Source organism: Metapseudomonas resinovorans (assembly GCF_002003485.1).
Lineage (GTDB): Bacteria > Pseudomonadota > Gammaproteobacteria > Pseudomonadales > Pseudomonadaceae > Metapseudomonas > Metapseudomonas resinovorans_D.
The window spans coordinates 119,619-133,673 of sequence record NZ_BDMA01000094.1; the positions used below are offsets into that span (position 1 = coordinate 119,619).

At 65.2% G+C, this 14,055-nt stretch carries 12 protein-coding genes; 5 read left to right on the forward strand and 7 right to left on the reverse strand.

Features of this window, described 5'->3' with window-relative positions:
• Positions 1-33: 33 nt before the first annotated feature.
• A complete protein-coding gene (locus tag MnOB_RS26765; RefSeq protein ID WP_077527566.1) occupies positions 34-879 on the reverse strand; it encodes a PA5502 family lipoprotein in 846 nt (281 codons plus the stop codon).
• Positions 880-1,080: 201 nt separating this feature from the next.
• On the opposite strand from MnOB_RS26765, the gene MnOB_RS26770 reads away from it, so the two are divergent.
• Positions 1,081-2,709 (forward strand): GMC family oxidoreductase, encoded by a 1,629-nt coding sequence (locus MnOB_RS26770; protein WP_077527567.1) that lies wholly within the window; start codon positions 1,081-1,083, stop codon positions 2,707-2,709.
• On the opposite strand, the gene znuB is transcribed toward MnOB_RS26770, so the two are convergent.
• From znuB to MnOB_RS26785, 3 genes are read right to left on the reverse strand one after another with little or no spacing between them, the layout of a single operon-like run.
• Positions 2,681-3,466 carry a zinc ABC transporter permease subunit ZnuB gene (znuB, locus tag MnOB_RS26775; protein ID WP_077527568.1) on the reverse strand — a complete coding sequence of 262 codons (786 nt, stop codon included), beginning with the start codon at positions 3,464-3,466 and terminating at the stop codon, positions 2,681-2,683. The genes MnOB_RS26770 and znuB overlap by 29 nt on opposite strands.
• Entirely contained in the window at positions 3,459-4,259 is an 801-nt protein-coding gene (znuC, locus tag MnOB_RS26780) for a zinc ABC transporter ATP-binding protein ZnuC (RefSeq protein ID WP_077527569.1), read from the reverse strand. The genes znuB and znuC overlap by 8 nt, the downstream gene beginning before the upstream one ends.
• Positions 4,256-4,756, reverse strand: a complete 501-nt coding sequence (locus MnOB_RS26785) for a Fur family transcriptional regulator (protein ID WP_077527570.1) — start codon at positions 4,754-4,756, stop codon at positions 4,256-4,258. Before MnOB_RS26785 ends, znuC begins: the two co-directional genes overlap by 4 nt.
• Before the next feature lie 64 nt (positions 4,757-4,820).
• On the opposite strand from MnOB_RS26785, the gene MnOB_RS26790 reads away from it, so the two are divergent.
• The 3 genes from MnOB_RS26790 (at position 4,821) to MnOB_RS26800 (ending at position 8,782) form a co-directional block, all read left to right on the forward strand.
• The gene (locus tag MnOB_RS26790; protein ID WP_077527571.1) at positions 4,821-5,735 is read left to right on the forward strand and encodes a zinc ABC transporter substrate-binding protein; all 915 of its coding nucleotides are present in this window, start codon (positions 4,821-4,823) and stop codon (positions 5,733-5,735) included.
• Positions 5,736-5,931: 196 nt separating this feature from the next.
• Positions 5,932-8,079, forward strand: coding sequence for an adenosylcobalamin-dependent ribonucleoside-diphosphate reductase (locus tag MnOB_RS26795; RefSeq protein ID WP_077527572.1), 2,148 nt, complete (start codon positions 5,932-5,934; stop codon positions 8,077-8,079).
• 16 nt (positions 8,080-8,095) lie between these two features.
• On the forward strand, positions 8,096-8,782 hold the full coding sequence (locus MnOB_RS26800; protein WP_077527573.1) for a TSCPD domain-containing protein: 687 nt from the start codon (positions 8,096-8,098) through the stop codon (positions 8,780-8,782).
• Between the two features lie 122 nt (positions 8,783-8,904).
• On the opposite strand, the gene MnOB_RS26805 is transcribed toward MnOB_RS26800, so the two are convergent.
• Positions 8,905-9,855 carry a homoserine kinase gene (locus tag MnOB_RS26805; protein ID WP_077527574.1) on the reverse strand — a complete coding sequence of 317 codons (951 nt, stop codon included), beginning with the start codon at positions 9,853-9,855 and terminating at the stop codon, positions 8,905-8,907.
• 29 nt (positions 9,856-9,884) lie between these two features.
• The gene (locus MnOB_RS26810) at positions 9,885-10,166 is read right to left on the reverse strand and encodes a DUF2782 domain-containing protein (protein WP_069081419.1); all 282 of its coding nucleotides are present in this window, start codon (positions 10,164-10,166) and stop codon (positions 9,885-9,887) included.
• Positions 10,167-10,240: 74 nt separating this feature from the next.
• Between MnOB_RS26810 and polA the strand changes: the two genes are divergently transcribed.
• On the forward strand, positions 10,241-12,988 hold the full coding sequence (gene polA / locus MnOB_RS26815; RefSeq protein WP_077527575.1) for a DNA polymerase I: 2,748 nt from the start codon (positions 10,241-10,243) through the stop codon (positions 12,986-12,988).
• 277 nt (positions 12,989-13,265) lie between these two features.
• Here polA and yihA read toward each other — a convergent pair whose 3' ends face one another.
• Positions 13,266-13,913: a ribosome biogenesis GTP-binding protein YihA/YsxC gene (gene yihA / locus MnOB_RS26820; RefSeq protein WP_077527576.1), complete on the reverse strand. Its 648-nt coding sequence runs from the start codon at positions 13,911-13,913 to the stop codon at positions 13,266-13,268.
• Positions 13,914-14,055 lie beyond the last annotated feature (142 nt).

Here is a 14,055-nt window from a genome sequence, read left to right on the forward strand (position 1 = left end):
TCGTCCAGTCTAGTCGCCATCAACCGGGGGTGTTCAGTGGCGGGGGCTGAGCACCAGGCGCGGCACCTGGTCGGGCTTCAGGGCCTGGCTGTACTGCGCCTTGAAGCCGGGATCGAGCTTTTTCACCCGAGCCGACAACAGCGCGGCGACCCAGGGATAGTCCTTGGCCTCACGCACCTGGATTTGCACGGCGCAATCGTGGGCGACGATATCGGCGGCCACGCCGTCCAGCAGGCGGCGCAAGTTCTCGTTGTCGTCACGGTCGAGTTGGGGCATTTCCACCAGCGGCGTCAGGGCGCGCAGCGGTTTGGCGGCCTGGACGACGGGTTTTTCTCCCTCGGGGGCGTTGGGCAGCGTGGCATTCGCCTGGATGGCGGCAGCCTGGCGCTCGGCGGCTTCGCGCAGCTGACGGGCCTGTTCCAGGCGCGCGGCGTTTTCCTTGGCGGCTGCGGCCTCGCTGGCACGGCGGGTTTGCTCAGCGCGGGCTTCGGCGTCTTCACGGGCCTTGTCGATGGCGCCGTCCAGGCCGGTGGTCAGGGCCGGTGCCTGGGGCATCAGGCTGCGGGCATGGCTGAGGGCCTTGGCGGCGTTGTCCAGGTCGCCTTCTTGCAAGGCGGTCTGGCCGCGCTGCAACCAGGCGTCGGCGAGCTGGCGCTGGTACTGCTCAAGTCGGGTGTCACCGGCTGCGCTGGTCTCGAGCGCCTCGAGGCGGGCCTCCGCTTCCGTGAGCTTGCCTTCGGCGAGGTCCCGGTCGAGATGCTGAAAGCTGCTCACGAGTGCGTCCGTTGGCACGTCGGCCACTTGCTGGGCGGTCTGGCAGGCAGCCAGCAGCAGGGAAAAAGCGACAACAGGCAGGCAACGAGTGGCGAACAGCTTCATTCCGGCAAGTCTCTGATTGCTCAAAAAACGCGCGATTCTACACGGCGGCACCGTTCAGGACAAAAAGTAGGGGCAAATCGGCCGCGAAGATGGCATTTCTGGAGGCATTCGAACGGCCCTGGAGGTGCTTTCCAGGCTCCAGTTCGTGGCGCGGCTGCTGCACTATGGCCAGCCATGACGACCAGAACGGCGAGGATTGCCATGTACGCTGCCCACCCGGAATTCGATTACCTCATCGTCGGTGCCGGCCCCGCCGGTTGCCTGTTGGCCAATCGGCTTTCGGCCGACCCACGGGTGCGCGTTCTGCTGCTGGAGGCCGGCGGCCGTGACAACCATCCCTGGATCCACATTCCTGTCGGCTACCTCTATTGCATCGGCAATCCGCGCACCGACTGGTGCTACCGCACCGAGGCGGAGCCCGGCCTGCATGGCCGCAGCCTGGGTTACCCGCGCGGTCGGGTGCTGGGCGGCAGCTCCTCGATCAACGGGATGATCTACATGCGCGGCCAGGCTGCCGACTACGATCGCTGGGAGGCACTCGGCAATGCGGGCTGGAGCTGGAAGGACGTGCTGCCCCTGTTCCTCAGGAGCGAAAGCCATTTCGGCGGTTCCAGCGAATTCCACAACGATGCCGGCGAGTGGCGGGTCGAACGCCAGCGCCTGTCCTGGGAAATCCTCGACGCCTTCCGGCTGGCCGCTGGCGAATGCGGGATCGCACCGGTGGACGATTTCAACACCGGCGACAACGAAGGCTGCGGCTACTTCCAGGTGAACCAGCGTAATGGCGTGCGCTGGAATGCCTCCAAGGGTTTCCTGCGCCCTGTGCTGCACCGGCCGAACCTGACTGTCCGCACGGGCGTGGAAGTGGACCGCGTACTGCTGGAGCAGGGCCGTGCGGTGGGTGTGATCGGACGCTGGGAAGGCCTGCAGCAGGAGTTCCGCGCACGCCGCGAAGTGATCCTCAGTGCCGGCGCCGTGGGGTCGCCGATGTTGCTGCAGCGCTCTGGAATAGGTCCGCGGCCGTTGCTGGAGCGCCTGGGCATCGGCGTGCGCCACGAACTGGCCGGCGTGGGCGGCAACCTTCAGGACCACCTGCAATTGCGCCTGATCTTCAAGGTGTCCGGGGTGCCGACCCTCAACCACCTCGCCGGCAGTCTGCGCGGCAAGCTGGGCATGGGGTTGCGTTATCTCGCCACGCGCAGCGGTCCGCTGGCTATGGCGCCGAGCCAGCTGGGCGCCTTCGTGCGATCAGGTCCCGAGCAGGCCAGGGCGAACCTGGAATACCACGTGCAGCCGCTGTCACTGGAGCGTTTCGGGGAGCCGCTGCATCCCTTCCCCGCCTTTACCGCGTCTGTGTGCAACTTGCGTCCACAGAGTCGTGGCCGGGTGGATATCCGCTCTGTCGACCATCGGGCCGCACCGTTGATCCAACCCAACTACCTGAGTGATGCCGAGGACCTGCGGGTTGCCGCCGATGCCATTCGCCTGACCCGGCGCATCGCCGCCGCACACGCGTTGGCGCGCTATCGGCCGGAGGAATACCTGCCGGGCCCGGCATTGCAGAGCGAAGAGGAGTTGCAGGAGGCGGCGGGCCATATCGGCACCACCATCTTTCACCCGGTAGGCACCTGCCGCATGGGGCAGGATCGGGACGCTGTGGTGGACGCCGAGCTGAAGGTTCACGGCATTCCGGGGTTGCGCATTGCCGACGCCTCGGTGATGCCGGAAATCGTCTCCGGCAACACCTGCTCACCGACCTTGATGATTGCGGAGAAGGCCGCCGCGTTGGTGCTCGCTGATCTCAAGCGCGTCGCGGCAGGGCAAAGCTGAAGAGGAACAGGCTGGCGGCGGAGACAACGATGGATGGGCCGGCCGGGGTGTCCTTGAACCAGGACAACGCCAGGCCCGCACAGACCGCCACCAGACCCAGCAGGCTGGCGCCCAGGGCCATCTGCTCGGGGCTGCGCGCATGGCGCTGGGCGGCGGCGGCCGGAACGATCAGCAGCGAAGTGATCAGCAGCACGCCGACGATCTTCATGGCGACGGCGATGACGATGGCGATCAGCAGCATCAGGGCGAGGCGGATGGCCGCGACCGGCAGGCCTTCCACCCGCGCCAGTTCCTCGTGCACGGTGATCGCCAGCAGCGGCCGCCACATCGGGATCAGCACCAGCAGCACCAGCGCACTGCCGCCGAGAATCCAGGCGAGGTCCGTGCGGCTGACCGCCAGCAGGTCGCCGAAGAGGTAGCCCATCAAGTCGATGCGCACCTCGCTCATGAAGCTCAGCACCACCAGGCCCAGGGACAGCGTGCTGTGGGCGAGGATGCCCAGCAGCGTGTCCGAGGCCAGCGGCTGGCGTTGTTGCAGGGTCACCAGCAGCACGGCGAGCAGCACGCAGCCGACGGTCACCGCCAGGGTGGGGCTGACGTCCAGCATCAGGCCGAGGGCCACGCCGAGCAGTGCGGCGTGGGACAGGGTGTCGCCAAAGTAGGCCATGCGCCGCCAGACCACGAAGGAACCGAGCGGACCGGCCACCAGGGCGAGGGCGAGGCCGGCGAGCAGTGCGTTGAGCAGGAAATCAGCCATGGTTGCAGTCGGGGCCGTGCTGGTGGACAGGAGTGAAACGGGTGCCGTTGGGGAAAGGTTGCTTCACCACCTCGCCATGCAGGTCGTGGGCGTGGTCGTGATGGTGGTGATAGACCGCGAGGCTCTTGGCATCCTGGCCGAACAGCTCGACGAAGGCCGGGTCGCCGCTGACCTGCTCCGGGTGGCCGGAGCAGCAGACGTGGCGGTTCAGGCAGACCACCTGGTCGGTGGCGCTCATCACCAGGTGAAGGTCGTGGGAGACCATCAGCACGCCGCAGCCATGGCGGTCGCGCAGACGGCTGATCAGGCGGTAGAGCTCGGCCTGGCCGGCGACATCGACGCCCTGCACCGGCTCGTCCAGCACCAGCAGCTCGGGCTCGCGCAGCAGGGCGCGGGCCAGCAGCACGCGCTGCAACTCGCCGCCGGAAATGTTCTGCAGCGGGCTGTCGATCACCTGGGCGGCCCCTACTTCATCCAGCGCAGCGATTGCGGCCTTGCGGTCGACACCCGGCACCAGGCGCAGGAAACGCAGCACGGTGAGTGGCAAGGTCGCGTCCACCTGGAGCTTCTGCGGCATGTAGCCGATATGCAGGCGCGGCTTGCGCCAGACCTCGCCCTTGTCCGGCTTGAGCAGGCCGAGGACGGTGCGCACCAGGGTGGTCTTGCCGGCGCCGTTGGGGCCGATCAGGGTGACGATTTCCCCTGCCTTCACCGCGAGGTGCACGTCCTGCAACACTGGCTGGCCCGCGAAGTCGACGCCGATCTTGTCGAGGCGGATCAGGACGTCGCTCATGCAGCCACCTGGCAGCTGGCACAGAGACCGACGACTTCGACGGTCTGGCCTTCAACGACGAAGCCGACGGACTTGGCGCTGTCGACGATGGCCTGGCTGATGCTCGACTGCTCCAGCTCGATGGCCGTTTGGCAATTGCGGCAGATGAGGAACTGCCCCTGGTGGGACTCGCCCGGGTGGTTGCAGCCGACGAAGGCGTTGAGCGAGGCGATGCGGTGCACCAGGCCGTTGTCCAGGAGGAAGTCCAGGGCGCGATAGACGGTGGGCGGCGCCGCGCGACGACCGTCTTCTTCCGTCAGCACGCCAAGGATGTCGTAGGCGCCCAGCGGTTTGTGGCTCTGCCAGACGAGTTCCAGCACGCGCTTGCGCAGCGCGGTCAGGCGCAGGCCATGGCGACTGCAGATGGCCTCAGCCTCGGCCAGGGCGTTGGACACGCAGTGGGAATGGTCATGAGGGCGGCAGGCCAGGGGGGCTTTTGCGCTGATCGGCTTGAGCATGGCGGCGGCGACGTCTGGTGAAAGAGACGTTATTCTATAACTCTTTTCCCGCCGAGTCTGTGCCGTGTTCCGTCTATTCGTCTCCCTGTTCCTCAGCGCCTGTGCCCTGTCGGCGCAGGCCGATGTGCGCCTTTTGACCAGCATCAAGCCGCTGCAACTGATCGCTGCCGCGGTGCAGGACGGCGCGGGCCAGCCGGATGTGCTGCTGCCTCCGGGCGCTTCGCCACACCAGTACGCCTTGCGCCCGTCCGATGTGCGCCGGGTACGCGAGGCGGACCTGTTCTACTGGGTCGGCCCTGACCTGGAAGGCTTCCTGCCCCGCGTGCTGCAGGGCCGTGACAAGCCCAGCGTGGCACTGCAAGGTGAACCGGGCCTGACCCTGCGCCACTTCGAGGCGCTGCACGATGAGCACGAAGGCGAGCACGACGAACACGAGCACGACCATGACCATCGCCCCGGCACCATCGACTCGCACCTCTGGCTGCTCCCGGCCAACGCACGGGTGATCGCCGCACGCATGGCTGCCGATCTCGCTACCGCCGACCCGGCCAACGCCGCCCGCTACCAAGCCAACCTGAAGGCCTTTGAAGGCCGCCTCGACCAGCTCGACACCCGCCTGAAGGCGCGCATGGCCAAGGTCGCCGGAAAGCCGTTCTTCGTCTTCCACGAAGCCTTCGACTATTTCGAGTCCGCCTACGGCCTGCGTCACGCCGGTGTGTTCAGCGTCGCCAGCGAAGTGCAGCCCGGTGCCCGCCACGTCGCCGCCATGCGCGAGCGCCTGCAGAAGGCCGGTCCGAGCTGCGTGTTCAGCGAACCGCCGGTGCGCCCTCGCCTGGCCGACACGCTGACGGCGGGCCTTTCGGTGCGCATGGCCGAACTGGATGCCCTGGGCATGAACGCGCCGGTTGCCGCCAATGGGTACGAGACGCTGCTGCAGAACCTGGGAGACGGCCTGGCGGGGTGCCTGGAGGCGCTCTGATCCCGACTGTAGGATGCGCTGCGCGCACCAACTCGCTATACACGCTTGGGCTTCGCCCGGTGCGCATGGCGCACCCTACGGGCGATCCCGCACGGACTGCTAATGTGAGAGAGGGGCCGCGGGCCGCTTGATGTGAATCAGCGGCCGGCATTCGTGGTCGGACTAGTCTGGACTCTTCATTGCAGGAGGGCAGCGGATGGCCAGAACGGGAACGCCCAAGCAGGTCCAGGGCAATCATGGCATCGCCTTGCAGGCGGCGTCGGAGGATATCTGGGACAGCAAATACCGTCTCAAGCACAAGGACGGCACGCCCCTCGATCTCACCCCGGACGCTACCTGGCAGCGCGTGGCGCGCGCCTTGTCCGAGGTGGAAGCCGATGCCGCGGTTCGCGAGCACTGGTACGAACGCTTCCTCTGGGCCCTGCGCAACGGTGCTATCCCCGCCGGCCGGATCATCTCCAACGCCGGCGCCCAGGACTTCAAGCCGGCTACATCCACCATCAATTGCACCGTCTCCGGCACTATCCTCGACTCCATGGACGACATCCTCGGCAAGGTCCATGAAGCCGGTTTGACGCTCAAGGCCGGCTGCGGCATCGGCTACGAATTCAGCACCCTGCGCCCACGCGGAGCGTATGTCTCCGGCGCCGGCGCACAGACCAGCGGGCCGCTGTCCTTCATGGATATCTACGACAAGATGTGCTTCACCGTGAGCTCCGCCGGTGGCCGCCGCGGGGCGCAGATGGGCACCTTCGACGTTTGCCATCCGGACGTGCGCGAGTTCATCCGCGCCAAGCGCGAGGACGGACGCCTGCGCCAGTTCAACCTCAGCCTGCTGGTCAGCGATGCCTTCATGCACGCTGTGGAGAACGACACCGAATGGCCGCTGCTCTATCCGGTACACCCGAAGGAACGGGACGAGCTGGACTTCGGCGATCCGACCCAGGTGATCTGGCGTGACTGGCCTGTGCACGACGGTTACATCGTCCGCGAAGACGGCCTGGTGGCCTGCAAGGTCTATGGGCGCGTCCAGGCCCGGCACCTCTGGGACACGATCATGGTGTCCACCTACGATTTCGCCGAGCCGGGCTTCATCCTCATCGACCGGGTCAACGAGCTGAACAACAACTGGTGGTGCGAGGCGATCCGCGCCACCAATCCGTGCGGGGAGCAGCCACTTCCCCCTTATGGCTCCTGCCTGCTGGGCTCGATCAATCTCACGGCCTTCGTCGAGGACCCGTTCACCGACGAGGCGCATTTCGACTGGGAGCGCTTCCGCGCGGTGGTGCGGGTATTCACCCGGATGCTCGACAACGTGGTGGAAGTGAACGGCTTGCCGCTTGCTCGACAGCGCGAGGAAATCCTCGGCAAGCGCCGGCACGGCATGGGATTCCTGGGGTTGGGCTCTGCCCTTGCGCTGCTGGGGCTGCGCTATGGCAGCACCGAGGCCTGTGTGTTCACCGAAGAGGTGGCGCGGGAAATGGCCCTGGCCGGTTGGCAGGTTGCGTTGGAGCTGGCGCGGGAGAAAGGTCCGGCGCCGATCCTGACCCAGGACTACGAGGTGACCGCCGGCATGCTGCGCAAGCGGCCGGAAATGGCGGATGACGGCTACAAGGTAGGTGACCGGGTGCCCGGCCGCGTCCTGCATGCGCGCTACTCCCGCTATATGCAGCGCATCGCCGAGCATGCGCCGGAGCTGGTGGCCGAGCTGGCCGAAGTGGGCGCGCGCTTCACCCATCACAGCTCCATCGCGCCCACCGGCACCATCAGCCTGAGCCTGGCCAACAACGCCTCGAACGGCATCGAGCCGAGCTACGCCCACCAGTATTCGCGCAACCTGATCCGCCCCGGGCGCAAGACCAAGGAGAAGATCGACGTCTGTAGCTACGAGCTGCTGGCGTACCGCGCGCTGGTCAACGCCCAGGCGCGGCCCGATGCCGATCATCCGGTGCAGCGCCTGCCGGACTATTTCGTCAGCGCCGACGACATCAGTCCGGCGGAGCATGTGGACATGCAGGCGGCGGCGCAGCGCTGGATCGACTCGTCCATCTCCAAGACTGCCAACGTGCCCACGGATTTTCGGTTCGACGATTTCAAGGACATCTACCTCCAGGCTTGGCGGCAGGGACTCAAGGGCTGCACAACCTTCCGCTTCAACCCGGCCGCCTTCCAGGGCGTTCTGGTAAAGGACTCGGACTTGGAGAGGACCGTCTACCGCTTCGAACTGGAGGACGGCACGCTGGTGGAACTGCGTGGCAACGAAGAAGTGGAGTACGACGGCGAGGTGCACACCGCCGCCAACCTCTTCGACGCGCTGAAAGAAGGCTATTACGGCAGGTACTGAACGCCCGGAGGCCGTCATGACCATCAAGATCGAGAAGAAGATCAAGGGTTTCAGCCTGGTCGACCTGGACCAGGAGAAGGCCCGCAAGGCCGCCGAGGAAGCGGCCGCCGTGGTGCAGATGGACGAGACACTGCAGCGTCCGGAAACGTTGGTCGGCGCGACTTACAAGATCAAGTCGCCCCTGTTCGAGCACGCGCTCTACGTAACCATCAACGACATCGTGCTCAACCCGGGCACCGCCTTCGAGCAGCGTCGGCCCTTCGAGATCTTCATCAACTCCAAGGGCATGGAGCACTTCCAGTGGATCGTCGCCCTTACCCGCATCATGTCGGCGGTCTTTCGCAAGGGGGGCGACTGCACCTTCCTGGTGGAAGAGCTGAAGGCGGTGTTCGATCCGCGAGGCGGTTATCTCAAGCGCGGCGGCGTCTACATGCCGTCACTGGTGGCCGAGATCGGCGCCGTGCTGGAGCGACATCTGGTGGCGATCGGGTTGATGGAGGGCCAGAAGCTGGATGAGGAGCACAAGCTCTACCTCGCCGAGAAGCGCGCTGCCTACGAGGCTAGCCTGGGCACCTCGAAAGCGGAACCTGGTGAGGGATTCCCGCCCGGCGCCCAGCTATGCGGCAAGTGCAACACTCAGGCGGTGGTGCAGATGGATGGCTGCGCGACGTGCCTGAACTGCGGGCATTCGAAGTGCGGGTGAGCCGGATCGGGCTGCTGATGGATCTGCCCGGTGACAGGGATTGTCCGTAGGGTGCGCTGTGCGCACCGGGAACACCGCCAAGAGCATCGGTGCGCGCGGCGCACCCTACCCAGGAGCCTGGTTCAGAGCGCAAACGGCAGCGGCAACTCCACCTTCTGCCGCTGCGCCAGCCGCAGCTGGAACACATTGGGGTCGTGGATCAGCACGTCCTGCCCGGCGAAGGCATTGGCGGCGATCAGGCGCGACAGCCAGAAGCGGACACAGGCGATGCGCAGGGCGGTCGGCCAGAGCTCGGCCTCGGCGGCGGTGAAGGGGCGTAAGGCCGCATAGGCCGCCAGCAGCGCGCGGGCGAGCGATTTGTCGAGATGGCCATCGGCATCGGAACACCAATCGTTCAGGCAGATCGCCAGGTCGTAGAGCATCGGCCCGGAGCAGGCGTTGTAGAAGTCGATCACTCCGGACAGGTGAGTACCGTCGAACAGCGCGTTGTCCTTGAACAGATCGGCGTGCAGGTTGGCGCGCGGGAGGGCGAGGAAACGCTCTTTCACTTCACCGATTTCCCGCAGCGCATCACGCAGCAACGGCAGGGCCGTGTCGTCCAGTTGCAGCGCCAGCGAGGGGCCTTCTTTGAGCATCCAGTCCAGGCCGCGATCGCTCTTGCGCTCCAGCACGCGCTCGCGCGTTGCCAGGTGCAGGCGGGCCAGCAACGCGCCGACTTCCGCGCAATGGTGGGCATTGGGCTGGTGCACATGCTTGCCCGGTAGGCGCGGTTGCAGCAGCGCCGGCTTGCCGGCGAGTTCGCGCAGGGCTTCTCCCGCCTCGGTGCGCAGGGCGAATGGGACCGGCAGGTCCGCTTCGTGGAGCACATCGAGCAGCTCGATGAAGAATGGCAGGTCGTGGCTGGGACCACGCTCCACCAGGGTCAGTACGAATTCACCCCGCTCCAGACTGACGAAGAAGTTGCTGTTCTCGGAGCCTTCGGCAATGCCCTGGAAATCCTTCAGCCGGCCAAGCCCGTAGGGGGCGAGGAATGCTTCGAGTTCCGGACGTTCGAGCGGAGTGAATACGGACATTGGACTACCTTGTTACGGGGTTGCGTGCGCTACCAGCTGAAGATTTCCCACGCGGGGATGAGCATGTCGGGGTTGTCCGAGCGGACATAATTGCTTTCGCCATCGGCGCGGACCAGGAAGTACGGCTTGCCGTTCTTCGGCGTCACCTTGATGGCGTACAGGAAACCGTTGACGCGGTATTCCTGGATGGTCTTGTCGCCTTCCTGGCGGATGGTGACGTCCGGCTCGGCGGACGGCTCATCAGCGGCGAACGTGGCGACTGGAGCGATGGCCAGCAGGCTGGCCAGCAAAAGGCGGTTCAGTGCGCGCATGGTAACCTTGTCCCTTCTCGTCAATGATCGGTCCATTCTACTTCGGGTCCGGTGAATAAAGGTTGAATTCACGCATGAGCCAAGCCCCCCTCGTCCTGGTGGACGGATCCTCCTACCTGTATCGCGCCTTCCATGCCCTGCCGCCGCTGACCACTTCAGCCGGCCTGCCCACGGGCGCGGTCAAAGGCGTGCTGAACATGCTCAAGAGCCTGCGTCGGCAGTATCCGGACAGCCCCTTCGCGGTGGTATTCGACGCCAAGGGCGGCACGTTCCGCGACGAGATGTTCGCTGAGTACAAGGCCAATCGCCCCTCGATGCCGGACGAACTGCGGGTGCAGGTAGAACCGCTGCACGCCAGCGTGCGCGCCCTTGGCCTGCCGCTGCTCTGCGTGGAAGGCGTGGAAGCCGACGACGTGATCGGCACCCTGGCCAGGCAGAGCGCGGCGGGTGGCCGCCCGGTGGTGATCTCCACGGGCGACAAGGACATGGCGCAGTTGGTCGACGGGCACATTACGCTGGTCAACACCATGACCGGTAGCACGCTGGACGTGGATGGCGTGAAGGAGAAATTCGGTGTCGGTCCTGAACTCATCATCGACTACCTGGCGCTGATGGGGGACAAGGTCGACAACATTCCGGGCGTGCCCGGCGTCGGCGAGAAAACCGCCCTCGGCCTGCTCACCGGCGTCGGTGGCGGCCTCGATGTGCTCTACGCCAGCCTGGAAAAAGTACCCGAACTGCCGATCCGCGGCGCCAAGGGCCTGCCGGCGAAGCTCGAAGAGCACAAGGACATGGCCTACCTGTCCTACAAGCTCGCCACCATCAAATGCGATGTTGAACTGAATATCGAAATCGATGCTTTGCACCCCGGCGAGCCAGACCGCGAAACCCTGGCCGAGCTGTATCGCACCCTGGAATTCAAGACCGGGCTGGACGACCTGCAACGCCAGGCAAAATCCAGCGGCGAGCAGCTGGTGCTGGAGCCAGCACCGGCCGCCGAGGTCGAGAAGCGCTACGAGGTCGTGCTCGAACAGGCTCAGTTCGACGCCTGGCTGAAGAAGCTGGAAGCCGCCTCCCTGTTCGCCTTCGACACCGAGACCACCAGCCTCGACGCCCAGCAGGCCCAGGTCGTGGGCGTGTCCTTCTCGGTTGAAGCCGGCGAGGCAGCCTACGTGCCCTTGGCCCACAGCTACATGGGCGTGCCGGAACAACTTGACCGTGACGCCGTGCTCAAGGCCCTCAAGCCGCTCCTGGAGGACCCGGCCAAAGCCAAGGTTGGCCAGCATGCCAAGTACGACATGAACGTCCTGGCCAATGCCTCCACCCCCATCGCCGTGCAGGGCATCGCCTTCGACACCATGCTCGAGTCCTATGTGCTGGACTCCACCGCGACCCGCCACGACATGGATAGCCTGGCCCTCAAGTACTTGGGCCACAGCACCATCCGCTTCGAGGACATCGCTGGCAAGGGCGCGAAGCAGCTCACCTTCGACCAGATCGCCATCGAGCAGGCCGGGCCCTATGCGGCCGAGGACGCGGACGTCACCCTGCGCCTGCACCAGACCCTCTGGCAGAAGCTGGAGGCTATCCCGTCCCTGGCCAGGGTGCTGAAGGAAATCGAGATGCCGCTGGTGCCGGTGCTGGCGCGCATCGAGCGCAACGGCGCTTACGTCGACGGCAAATTGCTGGGCCAGCAGAGTCTGGAACTGGGCGAGAAGATGGTGGCGCTGGAGCGCCAGGCCTATGACCTGGCCGGACAGGAGTTCAACCTCGGTTCGCCCAAGCAGCTCGGCGCCATCCTTTATGAAAAGCTCGGCCTGCCGGTGCTGGCCAAGACGGCTACTGGCCAGCCTTCCACCGCCGAGAACGTGCTTGCCGATCTCGCCGAGCAGGATTACGAGCTGCCCAAGGTGATCATGCAGTACCGCTCCCTGAGCAAACTCAAGAGCACCTACACCGACAAGCTCCCGGAGCAGATCAACCCGCGTACCGGGCGCATCCACACGTCCTACCACCAGGCGGTGGCGGCTACCGGGCGCCTGTCGTCCACCGACCCGAACCTGCAGAACATCCCGATCCGCACCGCCGAGGGGCGGCGTATCCGCCAGGCCTTCGTAGCGCCCAAGGGCTACAAGCTGCTGGCGGCGGACTACTCGCAGATCGAGCTGCGCATCATGGCCCACCTGGCCAAGGACGAAGGCCTGCTGGACGCCTTCCGCCATGATCGCGACGTGCACCGTGCCACCGCATCCGAAGTGTTCGGCGTAGCGTTGGAGGAAGTCAGCAACAACCAGCGACGCAGTGCCAAGGCGATCAACTTCGGCCTGATCTACGGCATGAGCGCCTTCGGCCTGGCCAAGCAGATCGGCGTCGAGCGCAAGGAGGCCCAGGCCTACATCGACCGCTACTTCGCCCGTTACCCCGGCGTGCTGGCCTATATGGAGCGCACCCGCGAGCAGGCCGCGCAGCAGGGCTTCGTCGAGACGTTGTTCGGCCGTCGCCTTTACTTGCCGGAAATCCACTCCAAGAACCAGGCCATGCGCAAGGGCGCCGAGCGCACCGCGATCAACGCACCGATGCAGGGCACCGCGGCGGACATCATGAAGCGCGCGATGGTTGCCGTGGACGATTGGCTGCAGGCAAGCGGCCTGGACGCCCGCGTCATCCTGCAGGTTCACGACGAACTCGTGCTGGAAGTGCGCGAGGACCTGGTGGCGCAGGTGAGCGAACAGATTCGTCCGCTCATGAGCGATGCGGCCGAGCTGGATGTGCCGCTGGTAGTGGAAGTGGGCGTAGGTGACAACTGGGATGAGGCGCACTGAGTGCGCCTTCTGGGCGGGGTTCTGTATCAGCAGTGAAACAGGTGCTTATTTCCTGATCGAATAAGCAGATTTTTTTGATAGCAAAGTGTTTTTTAAAGAAGTCTGAACTTTCTGCGAATCGGGGGAGTCACAAACATGAATGGCTGGTGAAGCCTTTCGATGCTCCTTTTGCTGTGTTTAGTGTTGGCAGATATCTGAACCCCGCCCTAGCGGTTCAGACTTAGACCCCGAACTTCCCCCTCCCCATACGAAGTCCGGGGTTTTTTTTGCCCGCAATTCAGGCTTCGGCTTCGGCTTCGTCGTCCTGCAGGTCCAACTGCAGCCAGTGCGCGAGCACGGCGTGGGCTTCTTCGATGCCCTGGCGCTTGGGCGCGGAGAACAGCTGGATGCTCACACCTTCGCCCCAACCCTTGCGGATTTCCTGGCGCACCTTCAAAAGGGCGTTCTTCGCTGCACCAAAAGCCAGCTTGTCGGCCTTGGTCAGCAGGATGTGCAGGGGCATGTTGCCCGCGCTGGACCAATCCAGCATCAGGCGGTCGAAGTCGGTCAGCGGGTGACGGATGTCCATCATCAGGATCAGCCCGGCGAGACTTTCGCGGCTGCTGAGGTAGGCCTCCAGGTGATGCTGCCAGTGTTGCTTGAGGGGGATCGGCACCTTGGCGTAGCCGTAGCCCGGCAGGTCCACCAGGCGACGTTCTTCGTCCAGAGAGAAGAAGTTCAGCAGCTGGGTGCGACCCGGGGTTTTCGAAGTGCGCGCCAGGCTGGCGTGGGTCAGGGTGTTCAGCGCGCTGGACTTGCCGGCGTTGGAACGCCCGGCAAAAGCCACTTCCAGGCCGCTATCCGGCGGGCACTGGTCGACCTTGGCGGCACTGATGAGGAAGCGGGCTTGTTGGCACAGGCCGAGAATCGGGTTCTTCGATGACATTGGGGATCCAGGGGTGCGACGCGGTGTCGCATAGGGCGGTTTCGTTTCCGTTTATGCATCGCCAGTATATAATGCCGCAGATTTAGTGTGCGCTTTATCCCCCAGGGTCTAGTGTCCACGGCAATGACCGACGCACGACAGA